This is a genomic window from Spirosoma endophyticum, assembly GCF_900112365.1.
Lineage (GTDB): Bacteria > Bacteroidota > Bacteroidia > Cytophagales > Spirosomataceae > Spirosoma > Spirosoma endophyticum.
Genome location: NZ_FOLQ01000029.1, coordinates 1 through 16,910 on the forward strand (window position 1 = coordinate 1; position 16,910 = coordinate 16,910).

General features: G+C 47.9%; 14 protein-coding genes. 7 read left to right on the plus strand and 7 right to left on the minus strand.

The window, feature by feature from the left end:
- Window positions 1-420: 420 nt before the first annotated feature.
- Window positions 421-870 carry a GatB/YqeY domain-containing protein gene (locus tag BM202_RS32370; RefSeq protein ID WP_093834068.1) on the minus strand — a complete coding sequence of 150 codons (450 nt, stop codon included), beginning with the start codon at window positions 868-870 and terminating at the stop codon, window positions 421-423.
- 134 nt (window positions 871-1,004) lie between these two features.
- Here BM202_RS32370 and BM202_RS32375 point away from each other — a divergent pair, with 134 nt between their 5' ends.
- Together BM202_RS32375 and mnmH are read left to right on the plus strand one after the other, a co-directional pair.
- Complete coding sequence (locus tag BM202_RS32375) at window positions 1,005-1,727, plus strand: pyridoxine 5'-phosphate synthase (RefSeq protein WP_093834070.1); 723 nt, start codon at window positions 1,005-1,007, stop codon at window positions 1,725-1,727.
- A 73-nt stretch (window positions 1,728-1,800) separates the two neighbouring features.
- Entirely contained in the window at window positions 1,801-2,829 is a 1,029-nt protein-coding gene (gene mnmH, locus BM202_RS32380) for a tRNA 2-selenouridine(34) synthase MnmH (protein WP_093834072.1), read from the plus strand.
- 1 nt (window position 2,830) lies between these two features.
- Here mnmH and BM202_RS32385 read toward each other — a convergent pair whose 3' ends face one another.
- Window positions 2,831-3,445: a hypothetical protein gene (locus tag BM202_RS32385; protein WP_093834074.1), complete on the minus strand. Its 615-nt coding sequence runs from the start codon at window positions 3,443-3,445 to the stop codon at window positions 2,831-2,833.
- Window positions 3,446-3,591: 146 nt separating this feature from the next.
- Between BM202_RS32385 and prfA the strand changes: the two genes are divergently transcribed.
- From prfA to BM202_RS32405, 4 genes are all read left to right on the plus strand, one after another.
- Window positions 3,592-4,665, plus strand: coding sequence for a peptide chain release factor 1 (gene prfA, locus BM202_RS32390; protein ID WP_093834076.1), 1,074 nt, complete (start codon window positions 3,592-3,594; stop codon window positions 4,663-4,665).
- A gap of 78 nt (window positions 4,666-4,743) precedes the next feature.
- Window positions 4,744-5,130: a hypothetical protein gene (locus BM202_RS32395; protein ID WP_093834078.1), complete on the plus strand. Its 387-nt coding sequence runs from the start codon at window positions 4,744-4,746 to the stop codon at window positions 5,128-5,130.
- A 191-nt stretch (window positions 5,131-5,321) separates the two neighbouring features.
- Entirely contained in the window at window positions 5,322-7,634 is a 2,313-nt protein-coding gene (locus BM202_RS32400; protein ID WP_093834080.1) for an efflux RND transporter permease subunit, read from the plus strand.
- A gap of 19 nt (window positions 7,635-7,653) precedes the next feature.
- Window positions 7,654-8,544, plus strand: a complete 891-nt coding sequence (locus BM202_RS32405) for a YitT family protein (protein WP_093834082.1) — start codon at window positions 7,654-7,656, stop codon at window positions 8,542-8,544.
- Window positions 8,545-8,652: 108 nt separating this feature from the next.
- Here BM202_RS32405 and BM202_RS32410 read toward each other — a convergent pair whose 3' ends face one another.
- The gene (locus BM202_RS32410) at window positions 8,653-9,531 is read right to left on the minus strand and encodes an SMP-30/gluconolactonase/LRE family protein (RefSeq protein ID WP_245776894.1); all 879 of its coding nucleotides are present in this window, start codon (window positions 9,529-9,531) and stop codon (window positions 8,653-8,655) included.
- Between the two features lie 594 nt (window positions 9,532-10,125).
- On the opposite strand from BM202_RS32410, the gene BM202_RS32415 reads away from it, so the two are divergent.
- Window positions 10,126-10,734, plus strand: coding sequence for an RNA polymerase sigma factor (locus BM202_RS32415; RefSeq protein ID WP_093834086.1), 609 nt, complete (start codon window positions 10,126-10,128; stop codon window positions 10,732-10,734).
- A 144-nt stretch (window positions 10,735-10,878) separates the two neighbouring features.
- On the opposite strand, the gene BM202_RS32420 is transcribed toward BM202_RS32415, so the two are convergent.
- From BM202_RS32420 to BM202_RS32435, 4 genes are all read right to left on the minus strand, one after another.
- On the minus strand, window positions 10,879-12,249 hold the full coding sequence (locus BM202_RS32420) for a TldD/PmbA family protein (protein ID WP_093834088.1): 1,371 nt from the start codon (window positions 12,247-12,249) through the stop codon (window positions 10,879-10,881).
- A gap of 11 nt (window positions 12,250-12,260) precedes the next feature.
- The gene (locus tag BM202_RS32425) at window positions 12,261-13,901 is read right to left on the minus strand and encodes a TldD/PmbA family protein (RefSeq protein ID WP_093834090.1); all 1,641 of its coding nucleotides are present in this window, start codon (window positions 13,899-13,901) and stop codon (window positions 12,261-12,263) included.
- A 380-nt stretch (window positions 13,902-14,281) separates the two neighbouring features.
- Window positions 14,282-15,373: an alpha/beta fold hydrolase gene (locus BM202_RS32430; RefSeq protein WP_093834092.1), complete on the minus strand. Its 1,092-nt coding sequence runs from the start codon at window positions 15,371-15,373 to the stop codon at window positions 14,282-14,284.
- Window positions 15,374-15,533: 160 nt separating this feature from the next.
- The gene (locus BM202_RS32435) at window positions 15,534-16,850 is read right to left on the minus strand and encodes a TldD/PmbA family protein (protein ID WP_093834094.1); all 1,317 of its coding nucleotides are present in this window, start codon (window positions 16,848-16,850) and stop codon (window positions 15,534-15,536) included.
- Window positions 16,851-16,910 lie beyond the last annotated feature (60 nt).

The following is a 16,910-nucleotide window of genomic DNA, read 5'->3' on the forward strand; positions in this document are numbered from 1 at the left end:
GGTGAGTTTTCCGATTGAATTTGCCAGATGATGCCTTTATTCGCGTAAACAGCCCAGTCAAGAGTGTTCTTAGAAACATCAATCCCAATGAAATGGCGAATGTCCATTGAAGTGCTTAATTTTATGGTTCGACAATCAGACAGCTTACTCATCACTCGCTACCTTGCTAATGGGTCACAACACCCTAATTTCTATTCGAGGTTAAGTAAGAAAGACCGAGCGGGACCTGAATCGGCCCATAGGTTGCGAGCCTGGCCGGAGACGCTAGGGAAGCCCGCTCGGTTGTCTGTCTGGCAAGCTACCCAAATCTTGGTTTCTTACCAGCCCTCAAACCTAAAGGCCGGAGCGGAGCGATTGAATGATTTGTGACTCTTATTCGCCCTTTCATTCTTTCGCTCCGCTCCGGCGGCCCGGTTTCGCTTATGATAATAATTGCTTCGCCATGGCCGAGATGGCTTTCCCATCCGTCTGGCCAGCAAGTTCTTTCGTTGCTACGCCCATAAGCTTACCAATATCTGAGGGAACCGATGCGCCAATACGTGTCATAATGGCCTGCAATTTCACCTTCAACTCATCTTCCGAGAGTTGTTTGGGCAGAAACTGTTCAATAACGGCGATTTCAGCTTCTTCAACTTCTAATAAATCCGGACGATTTTGCTGGCGATAAATATCAGCAGAATCTTTCCGTTGCTTCACGGCTTTGGTCAAAATCCGGGTTTCGTCTTCGGGTTTTAGCTCGCCGGTTTGGCCTTCTTTGGTTTCTTCAAGCAAAATCATGGACTTCACTGCCCGCAAGGCCCGAAGTTTCGTCTGATCTTTAGCCAGCATAGCCTGCTTAATATCAGCGTCAATTTGTTGTTTCAAAGACATAATTATAAAAGCAAAAGAGTGAATGAGCGAAAGAGCGACGAACTAGCCGTGAACCTTCATACTTTTGACAAAGTTACGAAACCAATGAGCCTAATCACCCTTTCGCTCATTCACTCTTTCGCTCTTTAAAAAAGATGACTCGTCTAAGCGTTAACATCAATAAAATTGCTACCATTCGGAATGCGCGTGGCGGCAATAACCCTAATCTGGTAAAAGTTGCACTTGATTGCGAACGGTTTGGTGCACAGGGCATCACCGTTCACCCACGCCCCGACGAGCGGCATATTCGCTATCAGGACGTACTGGATTTGAAGGAGGTTGTTACCACCGAGTTCAACATCGAAGGCAATCCCGACGAGCGGTTTATTGAGTTGGTCAAACGCGTTCGTCCTGAACAGGTTACGCTCGTTCCCGATGCGCCCGACGCCATTACGTCCAATGCCGGTTGGGACACAGTTCGTCATGCCGACCATCTCCGCTACTTAATCGATACGTTCAAAGCCGATGGGATTCGCGTATCTATTTTTGTGGACGCCGACGAACGCATGGTTGAAGGCGCTAAAGCCGTTGGCACCGACCGGATTGAGTTGTATACCGAACCTTATGCCACCCACTACGCCGACGACCGCGAAGCTGCAGTTACGCCTTTCGTACGCGCTGCCATGCGCGCTAATGAGCTCGGTCTGGGAATAAATGCAGGGCACGATTTGAGTTTAGAGAATCTGCAATTTTTCAACCAGAAAATTCCTGGTCTGCAGGAAGTCTCTATTGGCCATGCGCTCATTAGTGACGCACTTTATTTTGGGTTAGAAAACACGATTCAGATGTATTTGCGCTGTCTGAACCGGGATTTATAGGATTTACTTGACTGACTATGATTTTTACAAATAATCAAGAAAATCATTTTAATCATAAAAATCCCGGTTCAGAATGGTTCATCAACTTTCCGTCGAAGAATTTCTTACAAAGGCGGAGACGCTGCCCGTAATCGACGTTCGATCGCCGGGTGAGTATGACCATGCGCATATTCCCGGTGCGGTGAGTATTCCCCTATTCGATAATGACGAACGGGCGCAGGTTGGCACCAAATACAAAAACGCAGGGAAAGATGCGGCTGTGATTCTGGGTCTTGAACTGGTCGGGCCAAAACTGGCAGGATTCGCGAAGCAGTCGAAGAAAATCAATCCGCAAAGTAAGGAAGTACTCGTGCATTGCTGGCGGGGCGGCATGCGCAGTGGGTCGTTTGCCTGGCTATTAGACACCGCTGGCCTGACGGCTTCGACGCTCATTGGCGGCTACAAAGCGTATCGAAACACCGTTCTCACCGCTTTTTCCGAACCGCGCAATCTTATTATTTTAGGGGGTAAAACTGGCAGTGGCAAAACAGACATTCTAAAAGAATTAGCTCGTCAGGGCGAACAAATCATTGATCTGGAAGGGCTGGCTCATCATAAAGGCTCATCCTACGGCGGCATTGGGCAACTCCCACAGCCCGCAACCGAGCAGTACGAAAATCAACTATTTGCTACGTGGCGAAACCTGGATCGGAATCGGCGTATCTGGCTTGAAGACGAAAGCCGCAATGTTGGTTCGTGTTTCATTCCAATGCCGCTTTGGCAACAGATGAGAGTCGCCCCGGTTGCTTTTGTCGACGTGCCAAAAGTGATACGGATCAACCGTCTGGTAGCTGAGTATGGAGCCATAGATCACGGCCTACTAATGGAAGCTACTGAACGCATTCGGAAGCGGCTCGGTGGGAAAGCTACCAAAGATGCGCTGGAGGCACTCACGCATCATGACTATGCAACCGTGACTGACCTCACACTGGATTACTACGACAAAGCCTATTTGCATGGTCTCTCCCAGCGTGATCCAAGCCGAATTCACCCACTTGAAATTAAAGAGGATAATCCGGCTGAATCGGCAAAACGACTGATTGACTGGGCTGATACATTGTAAATCATTTCTTCTTCGTCGCCTGCATACGCCTAATCACTTCGCGCTTCCGAAAACCTAAGTGCCAGACGGCAAACGGTACGTCCTGCTTGCCGAAACAGGCTTCACAAATCGGGCTGTCAGATGGAACGGCCGTGTTATAAACAAATGACGTATCGTTGATTTTCTGAATGTTCGAAATCGGTGATAATTTCTGTTTAGCGTTATACAAATACGCATCAAGAATCTCGCGCTCTTTTGGGTTCAGGGCTTTATTCTGAATATCAGCCGGGCCAAGCAGACGAATGTCGAGGACGTACTGATTAGCGATGGCTTTCGTTCGGGGCAGGTTTTGTAACTGGCAAAGTTTGGCCCGTTCAGCAGGATCGGTCGTTTTTTGAAGCTGGGCGGCTAACTCTTTCTGGATCGTGGCACTCACTTTTGCACCCAGATTATCTACCGTCTGAATCAGATCGGCGTTCGTGATCCGCTTGATTTTCGAATCAGCCATCTCCGCTTTCAACTCCTTGGTATATTTTACCCGTTCGGGATTACAGGACGACAAAAAGCTGATTAATAGGCCCAAAAGCAGCCAGGGACGTATCATAAACAGGAACTTAATATGGTTGCGTTTCGTCATTTACGTAGCAAACGATACCGTTGATGGCTTGGTTGCACTTCGGTAAAACAAAGCCAGACTGACGGGATTTTCGTAATTTTGTTTTTTAGTATCTAAAAATGCTCTCCCTTGTCATTCCAGCAGAGTGACAAAAATAGGTATAACTTATGCTTGACCAGTTAGAAGCCATCAGCGAACGCTTCAACGAAGTATCTCAACAGATTGTGCAGCCCGAGGCCGTTTCAGACCAGAAACGGTTCATGAAGCTTAGCAAGGAATATAAAGATTTAGAAAAGATTGTCGTGCAGTATAAGGCGTATACGCAACTGCTCGAAGAGATTGACAATGCCAAACAAATCATCGCGACCGAAAAGGACGAAGATTTCCGCGAATTAGCCAAAGCCGAACTGGACGAATTACTACCTCGCCGGGATGCGCAGGAAGAGCTCCTCAAAGAAATGCTGATGCCGAAAGATCCGAACGATAGTAAAAACGTCATTCTGGAAATTCGGGGTGGCACCGGGGGCGACGAAGCCGCCATTTTCGCGGGCGATATTTTCCGAATGTACCAACGCTTCTGCGAAAAAATGGGCTGGAGAATGTCGCTGGTTGACTTTACAGAAGGCACGTCGGGCGGCTACAAAGAAATTATCACGGAAGTCGAAGGTGACGATGTATATGGTAAACTGAAATTTGAATCGGGCGTTCACCGGGTTCAGCGCGTACCGGCTACCGAAACGCAGGGACGTATTCACACGTCAGCGGCCAGCGTCGCCGTGCTTCCCGAAGCCGAAGAGGTCGATGTTGAAATTAATATGAACGACATCCGCAAAGATACATTTTGTTCGTCGGGTGCTGGTGGTCAGTCGGTTAACACGACGTATTCGGCCGTTCGATTAACGCACATTCCAACAGGTCTGGTTGTACAATGTCAGGATGAGCGCTCGCAGTTGAAAAACTTCGATAAAGCGTTGACCGTGCTACGTTCGCGACTTTACGAAATCGAATTGCAGAAGCATAATGCCGCAATTGCCTCACAGCGTAAAACGATGGTGGGCAGTGGCGACCGTTCCGACAAAATCAGGACGTATAATTATCCACAAAGCCGCGTCACCGATCACCGGATTGGCCTGACCGTTTATAATCTTCCTGCCGTAATGGATGGCGGTATTGGCGAATTTATCGAGCAACTCCGTATTGCTGAAAATGCCGAACGATTGAAGGAAGGCGCGACGGCTTAAGAACGTAGTAGCCTTACCTGCCGGGGCTTGGTCAACGGTTAAACCGTTGACTAAGCTGTTTTCTAACTACTTAATTAGATGGCTCAAAACGGACGCATATGGCAAAAAATAAAGTGGTTGGGCAGCCTGATGGCAATCTGGCTGCTGGTCGTTTTGCCCGCCCGTTCGGCCGAAATTGTATTAGAAAATGAGCGGCAAGCCGTTATTTCCAGTACGCATCCGTGGTCATTGGATAAGGGGGCTTCAGATTACGCGTCTGTCGTTCATACCCATGCACCCATTGCCTTGCTTAGCCCGTTAGCGGGCTTTTCCTTTCTTTCTTCACCGGGCTTTTTGCCGCCATTAGTTCCGGTTTTCTATCGGACCCTGATCCTGAACATATCGGGCTACGTACACCGGTCTTATTTTGTTTTTGGCTTTCTGCGTCCCATTTTCGAACACCAGATTACCATCAACGCCCCCTGATAGGCTCATTTGCCCCGTAACCTGCTGGTATTTCTTCTTCCGAATTACGCCGGGCTGGTTTTTCTGTATCTGGCAATCACTAGTTCGTCGTTACTTAGTGGGAATGTTGGGTCAAGTTCGATACGTAGTTCGGGCTTCCGGTCATCAACGTTTTCTGCTGAACAACCTCTGCTTTATTAACTTCTTCATTTATGTGGTCTTCTGTAGCCCGCGCTATTCTTTCTCATCGGACACTCTGGTTGATTTTATTGGCCTTGTCGACCGTAGTAATGGCCTTTTTGGGTACTCGTATTCAGTTGTCGTATCAAATTCAACGGGTACTTCCCCTCTCCGACTCTACCCAACAGCACTACGAAAGCTTCAAAAAGCGATTCGGCGCTGACGGTACCCTTATGGTGATTGGCTGGCAAAGCGACCGCTGGTTTGATCTGCCGGTTTATCAGGACTGGTACAAGCTGACGGAGCAGATGAAAAAAATGTACGGTGTCAAACAGGTATTATCGACCACCAGTCTGTATACGCTTGAGAAACAGGGGACAGCCTGGGGCGTTAAGCCACTCATAAAACAGTATCCCCAGACGCAGGTGGAAGTTGACAGCCTGAAAAAGCAGGTCCTGTCGTTGCCGTTTTATGAGGGCTTGCTCTTTAACCAGAAGACAAAAGCAACGCTGATGGCGATTTCTTTCGATGAGAAAAAACTCAACTCGAAGGCACGTATCGCCGTTGTCGATAGCATTCGTCGCTTCGGCCAGGCGTTTGCCGAGAAGAACAGCATTGACCTTCACTATTCGGGGATGCCTTCTATCCGAACGGAGGTGATGAAGAAAGTGGGTGGCGAAATGAAGCTGTTTATGGCGCTGGCGGCTCTGGTAACCGGCATTATGGTCTGGATTTTATTCAAATCGGGGCGCGTGGTCTGGATATCGATGCTCGTTGTGGCAATGGGTGTTGCGTTCACCCTTGGAACGCTGTCTCTTTTTGGCTATGAACTTACCCTGCTCACGGGCCTGCTACCTCCCCTATTGATTGTTATTGGCGTACCGAACTGCGTTTTCATGGTCAATAAATACCACGAAGAACTAGCGCTACACGGCAATAAGCAACAGGCACTTGACGTCATGATCCGTCAGATTGGTTTGTCTTCATTATTGGCCAACGTAACAACCGCCATTGGCTTTGGTGTGTTTTACTTTACCAACAGCCGGTTGTTGATGGAATTTGGCGTTGTAGCTGCGATTTCGGTCATGGTGGTGTACGTCATTTGTTTGCTGATGGTACCGATTCTGTTAAGCTATCTGCCTGTTCCCAAAGAGGCAAAACTCAAAACGATTCGGGGTGAAGGCTGGCGATCACTCCTCAACCGCGTTGACTATCTGGTACATAATCGGCAGAAAGTAATTTATCTGGCCATAGGAATTGTCACGCTGGTAAGTGCCGTAGGCCTAACGCTCATCCGGGTAGAAGGCTACGTAGTGGATGACCTGCCGAAGAACGACCCGGTTTATACGGATCTTCGATTCATAGAGAAGCAGTTCAAAGGCGCGTTACCCCTGGAAATCATGATCGATACAGGCCAGCCAAACGGTGTTTTTGCCGGAGCTGGACGGGCATTGTATAAGGTGCGGGCGCTGGAGAAAATCATGGCGCAGTACCCGGAGTTTTCTAAATCAAGCTCGCTGGTCGATGCCATTCGGTTTGCCTACCAGATTCACCGGGGTGGCGATCCGCGTTACTACGTATTGCCCCCTGCGATGGAATTGAAAAAGCTGTCGGACAATGCCACATTAATTGGCCCAAAATCGGCGGGTAGTACGCAGTCATCGATGGTAAATTCATTTCTGGACAGCACGCGGCAGGCAACACGGGTAAGCTATCAGATGGCTGACATTGGGTCTACCAAACTAAAAGCGGTGATGGCCAGTCTGCGTCCCCGGGTCGATTCGCTGTTCGCTGGTACGCCCTACAAAGTGAGTCTGACGGGTCACAGTCTGGTTTTTCTGCAAAGCAATGATTACCTGCTGGATAACCTCTACGAAAGTCTTCTGATTGCCATTTTGCTGATTGCGCTGGTCGGGATGATCCTTTTTCGGTCGATTCCCATTATTCTGCTCTCCAAACTGCCCTGTCTAATTCCTTTAGTGGTGACAGCGGGCATTATGGGGTTTGCGGGCATTCCCTTCAAACCCTCAACTATTTTGATTTTCAGTATCGCGTTTGGCCTAGCGTCCGATGGCACGGTCTATTTCCTGACCAGCTACCGACGACAGCTTGAGCTAGGCTTAGCCCCAACGGCAGCGATCACGGCCGCCATCCATGAAACCGGCATTAGCCTGATTTATACCGCTTTAATTCTGGCGGGTGGCTTTGGCGTCTTTGCCGCGTCGAGTTTCGGTGGAACAGCCGCGCTAGGTGTTCTTGTCGCCACAACAGTTTTAATGGCCTGCCTAACGAATCTGGTTCTGTTGCCTGCCTTATTGCTGACACTTAAACGATATCGAGTTTAACGCATCCTCATTATGCATTATGACCTCTCAACTTACACTTACTTCTACGTCCCAATCCTGGGCCCGCTGGCTGAAAGACCTAGGGTTTCTGTGTGCGGGCGTGCTATGTGCGGGTATGGGCCTGAAAGGGTTTTTATTACCCAATAATTTTCTGGATGGTGGCGCCATGGGCATTTCGCTGCTCATCGAAATTACAACTGGTGTTGATCTGGCAGTGTTGATCATCTTGGTCAATATTCCATTTATCTGGATGGGATACAAACAAATGTCCCTCAGTTTTGCCATTCGTACGATAATCGCCATTGGCTTGTTAGCCATCTGTTTAGTGTTTGTGCCTTACCCAATGGTCACGAATGACAAACTCCTCATCTCGGTTTTTGGCGGATTCTTTCTGGGAGCAGGTATTGGATTAGCAATGCGGGGCGGGGGCGTTCTGGACGGCACGGAAGTACTGGCCATCTGGATTAGCCGACGCTCTCCACTGACGGTTGGTGATGTGATCATGCTGATCAACGTACTGATTTTTGGTTCGGCAGCCATATTGATCAATGTCGAAACAGCGCTCTACGCCATGCTAACGTACCTGGCGGCCTCAAAAACGGTTGATTTTCTTATCCACGGTATTGAGGAATATACGGCCATCATTATTGTTTCTGATCATCATGAAGCCATTCGCCATATGATTACGGAAGAAATGGGGCGGGGCGTTACAGTTTTCAAAGGTGAAAAAGGATATGGCAAGCGCGGCCCTCGCGAACAGGATACGAGTATACTTTACACCGTAGTAACGCGCCTTGAGTTAACGCGCCTGAAAGATAGAATCGATGTGATTGATAATAGCGCGTTCATTATTAATCACGGTATCGACGATGCAAAAGGCGGCATGATTAAAGGGCGACCCTTACATTAGATCGCCAAAGTTGGAACGCAGATGACGCCGATTAAACTGATTTATTATGATAAAAATCAGTTAAGATCAGTTCAAACGCCGTCATCTGCGCTCTATTCCTTACAGCTTCTATTCTACCCCTTTCGCTTTCATCTGTAACGTATAGATGGACTCGGTTGCGGTTATGAATAAGGTTTTGCGGTCTTTTCCACCAAAACAAATATTACCAACCCACCGCGACGGCACCGGGATATTACCCATCTTTTTTCCAGTTGGATCATAAACCGTAACGCCCTTTCCACTCAGGTATAAATTACCCTGACTATCCAGCGTCATACCATCTGACCCCTGCGCTACGTATAACTGACGATTTGTCAACGTACCATCAGGCTTGATCTCGTACTTATAGGTTTTACTGGCTCGAATATCCGCTACGTATAGGTACTTGCCATCGGGCGTACCAACAATGCCATTGGGTTGCATCAAATCGCCATCCATGAGAATAGCTTCCTTTTGACCTTTGGGCAAATAATAAACTTTCTGGCCGTCGATATCGGGCTTTTTCCGCTCCCAGTAATCTCGTTGGTAATAAGGGTCGGTGAAGTAAATACCACCTTTCGGATCGAGCCACAAATCATTGGGACCGTTCATTCGCTGGCCTTTATAATCGGTCATCAAGACAGTAATTTTCTTATCGGGGCTGATGGACCATAACTCGTCTTTCTCATCGGCACAGGAAATCAGGTTACCTGCTTTGTCGAAATATAACCCATTGGAACGACCCGTTTTATCCATGTAGAGTGACAGCGTACCGTCTGTGTCATACTTCCAGATTTTATCGTTGGGCTGATCGGTGAAATAAATCACGCCTTTCTTATCGACAGCCGGCCCTTCCGTAAAGGCAAACTGATCAGAAATTTTCTTGACCGTAGCACCCGGCGCCACCACTGCGACCGAATCGCTCAATCCCTGACCAAACCCGCTCCATGAAATGGACAGAAAGGTCATGACTATGAGCCCAGTTCTTCTATACTTGTTCATTAATACTGATTTTGAGTAAATAGTTGACGAGCACTTGCCCCGCAATAAAACCGAGCAAAACTAACGTAGCTATAAAGACAGCTTTGAATCAATGCTACTGAACGAAGTAGTGACTTTGGACTACCAAAAAAGGGATTGCGACTCTCTTAAAGACAAAAATTGTACCGCTACCGGAGAGTTCAGTGAAGCAACACTACTACCGACGACTCAACCGCAACACCCCCATCGCTGACCTATTAGCACTGAGGTCACTACGATGTTTATCTACATGAGTGGATCAATGGGGACTGTGCTTAAATGATCGTACCATAAAATTCTTATCGTTTCTCACTATGTAATCAAGAACAGCTATTTAATTTTTAATTATACCTTTTTGGAGAATAAAATTCTTATATTTAATAGATGGTAAAAATAAAATTTTAAATAAACGTGCTTTTATAGTGAAATTATAAGATCACTATAAATGATCATCTGTTTTTCGGACAGTTAGCCTGTAAAGTGTTTGCATTGAGTCAAAATCGTAAATGCTCATATCATAACTCCTCTAACCAGCTTTATTAAATGACTTTTTCCAACGAAAGCATCCTGCTTGACCAAATCGCAACTGGAAACGAAAAAGCCTTCAACAAGCTACACGATTTTTATCGTCCTGATATTTACCGGTTCATTTATAAGTTCATAAAATCCGCTGAACTTTCGAATGACATCTGCCAGGAAGTTTTCATGAAAATATGGGAGGATCGGTATGCAATTCAGGAGATCAACTCCTTTAAATCCTATCTCTTCACAATCACTAAAAATTATACATTTAATTATCTTAAACGAACCGCTGTTGAAGATCGCATAAAAGCGGAAGTTTTGAGAAGCTATTGTTTATCAACTAATTATACGGAAGAATTTCTCTTGTCAAAAGAATATCAGCAATTTCTACAAACTGTTCTGGATACATTACCCCCACAAAGCCGCACCGTATTTAAATTATGCCGACAACAGGATAAAACTTACGAAGAAGCTGCTCAGATCTTGGGTGTATCCAACAATGCCATAAAGAAACACATGGTCAGATCGATGAAGGTGATCAAATTTGCCGTCAGAAAAGATATGGGGATTGCCTTCAGTTTATGCGTGGAAGTATTAGCACAGACCGGCGATTTCCTGTTAGTGATGTAATGAGTCGATGGCAACGGCCACACGAGTTATCCCCTCTCGGCACGTAGCGAAAGCCCTAAAGAGCATTCTGTGAATTTTCTGTTACGTGTTTGCACTGGCCTTCTTCAGGCAAATTGATTCCTGAAGAAGGCCAATGCACTTGATTTATATGGCATCCGACAAGCTGGTAAATGTAAAGTCACGGGCTTTTACGGGCGGAATCATGTTGCCATTCATCCGTATGGGCCTGCCCAAAGATTCTACATTATTCAGCACAATGACCGCACTTTCATTGAAGCGGAAATTTTTGACCGGAAATTTGATCTGACCATTTTCGATGTAGAACGTACCATCTCGGGTTAGTCCCGTTTGCAACAACGTTTTCGGATCGACCATCCGAACGTACCAAAGACGGGTCACCAGAATACCTCGCTCGGTACTTTTTATCATGTCGGCCAGCGACTGGTTGCCGCCCTGCATAATAAATCCAGTTGGTGGGGGAATAGCTTTTACCCCTTTCTTATCGGCCCAAAAGCGGGAATAGCTCATATTTTTAACAACCCCTTTGTCGAACCAGGTTACTTTCTCCTGCGGCCGCCCATCACCAACGCCCCCTCCACCGAGAAAGTTGATTGCGGCAAACCCTCTTCGGCCATCGCCGGAAAACGGTTCACTCGGTGCATCGGGATTCGTTGGGTCAGAGTAGATCGTGATCCGTTCGTCGATCAGTTTTTCACCCAGTCGGGTGCCGCCCCCTTTTTTGCTCAAAAAGCTCCGACCTTCATCGGCCAGGCGCGTGTCCATGCCCGACATCATGCTCTGCAACAACGTACTCATGGCCGTTGGCTCCAGAATGACGGTGTATTTACCGGGTTCTATCGCTCGCGCACTGGTCGACGCCATGGCTTTTTGCATGGCAATCTGGGTGGTGTCGGCAGCATTCAGTTTCGCTATATCATTAAAGTCGCGGGTAACATAGCCAGACCCTTTGGCATCGGCTGTCCGAACCGTAACCGAAAAATCGACCGAGGTGGCTTTGTTATAGCCAAACAATCCTTTGCTATTAGCGATAGCGGAAAATCCGGTAGAATCCTGTAAAAAACCAGCTGCGCTCAGGTTCTTTTCCATGCACGGTGCTACGCTGTCGAAAGCAACCTGCGCACGATATTCTGAGTCCATTTTAGCCGTATTTTCAGAAAAGGTTGGCGTATCCAGGTATTTTTGTGGCCCGATCATGGGCATATATTCCGAATTTTCGGGCGCTAACCGGGCAATTTCTTCCGCGCGTCGAACCGTTCGTTCAATAGCCTGATCGCTGAACTCGTTGACCGTAGCCGAACCCAGGCGTTTACCGATCCCTGCGCTAATCAACAGCGACATATTGTCGAATTCGCCCCCGGAGGAAACGCTGTTGAGCGCATACCGGATGTTACTGGTCCGCCCCCCGTTCAGGCTGACACTCATTTCATCCGCCTTGGAAAAGGACAGAACCTTATCCAGAATCTTCTTTGCTTCTTCTTGAGATATGATAGCCATGTTGTTGAGGATTAAATCTTCCGTGACGTGTTCAGTACGTTTACGCCGTTGAAGCGGGCGGTTGAGCTGCCGTGCGAAACCGAGTTGATCTGGGCGGGCTGGCCTTTACCATCGAAGAAGGTTCCCCCCAGGCGAAAGTCCCGCTCATCACACACTTTTACACACGAGTTCCAGAATTCCTGCGTGTTGGATTGATAGGCGACATCCCGAAGCATACCGGCAATCTGCCCATCTTTGATTTCATAGAACAACTGACCACCAAACTGAAAGTTATACCGCTGCTGATCAATCGAATACGACCCATCTCCAATGATGTAAATGCCTTTCTTGACGTCCTTGATCATTTCATCGACCGTAAGCCGTTCCTTGCCAGGTGCTAACGAAATATTTGCCATCCGCTGGAATTGAACGGTACTCCAGCTGTCGGCATAGCAGCACCCCTGCGACTCTGTTTCTCCCAGTATGTGTACCTGATCGCGGATGGCCTGATAATTGACCAGAATGCCATCCTTAATAATATCCCACTGTTTGGTTTTGACGCCTTCGTCATCCCAGCCAACATCGCCCAGCGAACCGGGCTGCGTTTTATCGGCGAAGAAGTTCACCTCTTTGCTACCATAATTGAAATTCTTCGACTGCCATTTGTCAATCGTTGCAAATGACGTACCGGCCAGATTCGCTTCGTAGCCCAATACCCGATCCAGTTCTGTCGCGTGCCCCACCGACTCATGAATAGTCAGATAGGTGTGCGATGGGTCCAAGACCAGATCGTATTTACCCGCTTCCACAGTCTTGGCTTTTAACTTCAGGCGAGCCTGTTTAGCAGCTGCCGTCGCATCTTCAAGCATGTCGTAGCCTTTATTGTAGCGGGTGGTCACCCCGGTCAGGCGATCGGGAGGGGCGGTTTGCAGGTAGTCGTAGCTTCTGCCCATCGGCGCACTCAGCGAATCCCGGGTTGCCATCAGACCACTCGCTTTATCAACGGCGGTGACGGTGAAATTTGGCCAGATACGATGGACATCCTGATCTATATACGAGCCATCGGTCGACGCGAAGTACTTCTGCTCATTGATCATAAACAGCACCGAATTGACAAAATCGGCCCCGTTGGCCATCGCTGCTCCATTGACAGCTAAAAGCAAATCAGTTTTCTCTTTGACCGGTATTTCAAATGAATGTTTCTGAACCGGCGTTTTCCAGGATACTTCGCCAAAGCCCTTCTGGGGCGCTAGCTGCACTGGTTTTTTCAGGAGCTTGGCATGGGCTTTGGCAAAAGCAACTGCTCTCTCGGCCGTTCTGGCTACGGCTTCTTCACTTTGAGTGTCGCCAATGGCGGCAAATCCCCAACAACCATTAGCAATAACGCGAACTCCCACGCCGAATGACTCCGTGTTGATGATGTTCTGTACTTTGTCTTCCCGAGTCATAACGTATTGATTCAGGTAGCGGCCAATGCGCACATCAGCGTACATAGCCCCTTTTGACGTAGCAGCATTCAGAGCCGCATCGGCCAGGCGTTTCTTAATGGAGACGTCTAGGCCGGGCTCCATTAATTCTTCAGCAGTGATGGTACGGGAAAAGGCGGGCAGCGTGGGGAGTAAAATTCCGGCAGCCCCCATGCTCATAAGTTGATTGAAGTCGCGACGATTCACTGTATTTTTCGTTAGGTGAATTAAAAGAGTGGGTTATCTTTCGGTAAGAAGTAAGCCAACTAAGTTCTAATAACTTCTGTTAAAATTTTAATTTACAGCATATTATATTGGATAAATCACTTTTATCATTTTTTAATTTTATATATAATCAAAATAAAAATAATTATTCATTTAGTAATATATTCTACCTAGAGCAGTCTGTGATTAGCTATAGCGGTTTGTAAAAGACAAAGTTAACTTACTGTATCACTAGTAGTTCTTCGACTACATACCAGCGGTTAACGCTACGTAGCTTTTGGTAAAACCAGACTATATTCGTTTCGGACAGATGTAAAAAACGGCCCGAAAGTTCTAGTTTTTCGGGCCGTTGATTTTCGGGATTACTTGCTAGACTTTGGAAAATAACTTGCTTCGATAAGCGCTTTCACGTCTTTAAATTTCTTGTTCGGCTTGAGGTATTGCGCCAGGAAATCATAAATTTTCATCCGGCTTTCCTTCGCGCCATAGGAGTCAATCCGATTAAACGTGTGCCCGCCCGGAGCCTCTTTATAAATTTCGTACTCAAACTTTTTGCCTTCAGCCTTCAAGGATTTGATCAAATGTTCGACCTCCAGGACGTTCACATCCTCGTCATTGGTGTTGGTATGAATGAGCAGGGGCGTTTGCAGTTTTTCGGCATTCCAGGCTGGCGAGCGCTTCCGGTATTCTTCAACGTTCTGATCCGCAGACTTTCCGATGTGATAATCGGCGGAATAGGCATCGCGGTAACTCTGGCCCTTGTATCCCATCCGGGCAATAAGATCGCTCACAGGAACACCGGCATAGCCAACGGCGTAATCAGATGGATGGTTGAACAGATTAAGCAACGTAATCATACCGCCGTGGCTCCACCCTAAAATGCCGACGCGTTTCTTGTCGATGAAATCGTAGTTGTCCAACATGTAGTCCCGGCAGCTTTTCGTGTCCTCCACTTCCAGTCCGCCGTAATCAATGAGCTGGTAAAAGCCCTGGCCGTAGCCCGTACTTCCCCGATAATCGGGCGCAATCACTACGTATTCCTGCGCCGTAAGTTCCTTGATGATGTGTGCATAAGCCGTGTTGAAATTGCTATGCACCCCGCCGTGCGGAAGCACCAGCAAGGGATATTTTTTGGCCGGGTCAATCTTCGACGGGATGAATACGTAAGCCGAAAAACGAACGGGATTTTTAGCGCCCTGACCCGTTGGATTTTTGATAACGGCCGGTGGTGGCCCGGTTATGATCACCTTATCAACCAACGTAGCATCGCCCAGTCGCTGGCTCCAGGTGAGGTCGTCAATGGTTTTATCCAGGGCATCAAACTGATGCTGCATACCCGCAATTTGCCGCTGAAGTGCCGTTATCTGAGCTGCTTCTGCGTTTTGCGCTCTCGTCTGGCCATAGAGCAAAGTTCCCGTTGCTAAAGACAGAGCCAGTCCAATCGTTTTTTTCATGGAGTTGGTGAAAAGAGGAATGATGGCTACTAATTAATTCTTGATTGGTTCGTTACAGCGTCCTCACCCCTAAATCCCCTGAAGGGGACTTTGTTCGCGCTTAAAGAAATTCCCCTTCAGGGGATTTAGGGGTGAGGACGCTGTAGTTTCTTAGAGTAATCTATACCGCATCCGAAAGGCTACTGAACGTAAAATCACGAATGCGCAAGGGCGGCACCAGGTTACCGCGAGTACGTACTGGCATGCCCATCGCTTCCAAATTGTTGAGCATAATAACCGGGCTTTCGTTGAACCGGAAGTTCTTGACCGGATATTTGATCTGGCCTTTGTCGATGTAGAACGTACCATCGCGGGTCAGGCCCGTGTAGAGCAGCGTTTGTGGGTCAAGCCAGCGGGTATACCAGAAGCGTGTGACCAGAATGCCTTTTTCGGTGCCTTTGATCAAATCAGCCAGGGATTGCGTGCCGCCCTCCATGACAAAACCCGAGGGTTGTGGCACTGGCTTAGCCCCTTTTTGCTGAGCCCAATAAGGCGAATACGACATATTTTTCACCACCCCTTTGTCAAACCACGTTACTTTTTCATGCGGGTAACCTTCACCAGAAAAAGGAGAACTGGGAATCTGTGCGTTAGCAGGATCGGAATAGATGGTAACCCGTTCATCAAGAATTTTTTCGCCCAATCGGGTTCCGCCCCCTTTTTTACTTAGAAAACTTCGACCTTCATCGGCCGTACGAGCGTCCATCGCGTTAATCATGAATTGAACCAGTTCACCAGCGGCCAGTGGCTCCAGAATGACCGTATACTTTCCCGGCTCCAGCGCAACAGCCTTTTGAGACGCCTTTGCTTTTTGAATTGCTACGTCCGTCAGGGCACCCGTATTCAGTTTGCTGACGTCGTTGAAGTCACCGGCGGCATACCCAGATCCTGTGCCATCCGGTGTACGGATGGTCAGCGAGAAATTAACATTCGTGCTTTTGTGGTAGCCGACCAGTCCTTTGCTATTGCCAATGGCGTTGAAATTGGCCGAGTCTTCCAGGAAACCAGCCCCGCTCAACTGACTGGCCATGATGGATTTAATGCTGGCGCCTGCGAGTTTGGCCCGGTCTGGTGCTTTGATCGTAGCTGTCGTATCAGCGAACGCCTGCGATGTGGCGTAGGTTTGAGGCCCCGGCATAGGAACGTATTCCGGATTTTCGGGAGCCAGCCGGGCCATTTCCTCCGCCCGGCGAACGGCTTTTTCCAGCGATGCATCGTCGAATTCGTTGATGTCGGACGTACCTGTTTTCTTACCGAATACCGATGAGACCGACAGCGATAGATTGTTGGTAGCCCCGGCGGTTGATACCGAATTACGGGCAAATCGAATGTTGCCGGATCGTCCGCCGGTTAATTCGACTTTCATTTCGTCGGCTTTTGAATAACTCAAAACCTTATCTATAATTTTCCTGGCTTCTTCCTGAGATAAAATGGCCATTTTTTTAAAAGTTTATGGTTAACAGTTTTCGGTTGGCTGACGCACAAATGACTTACGCGC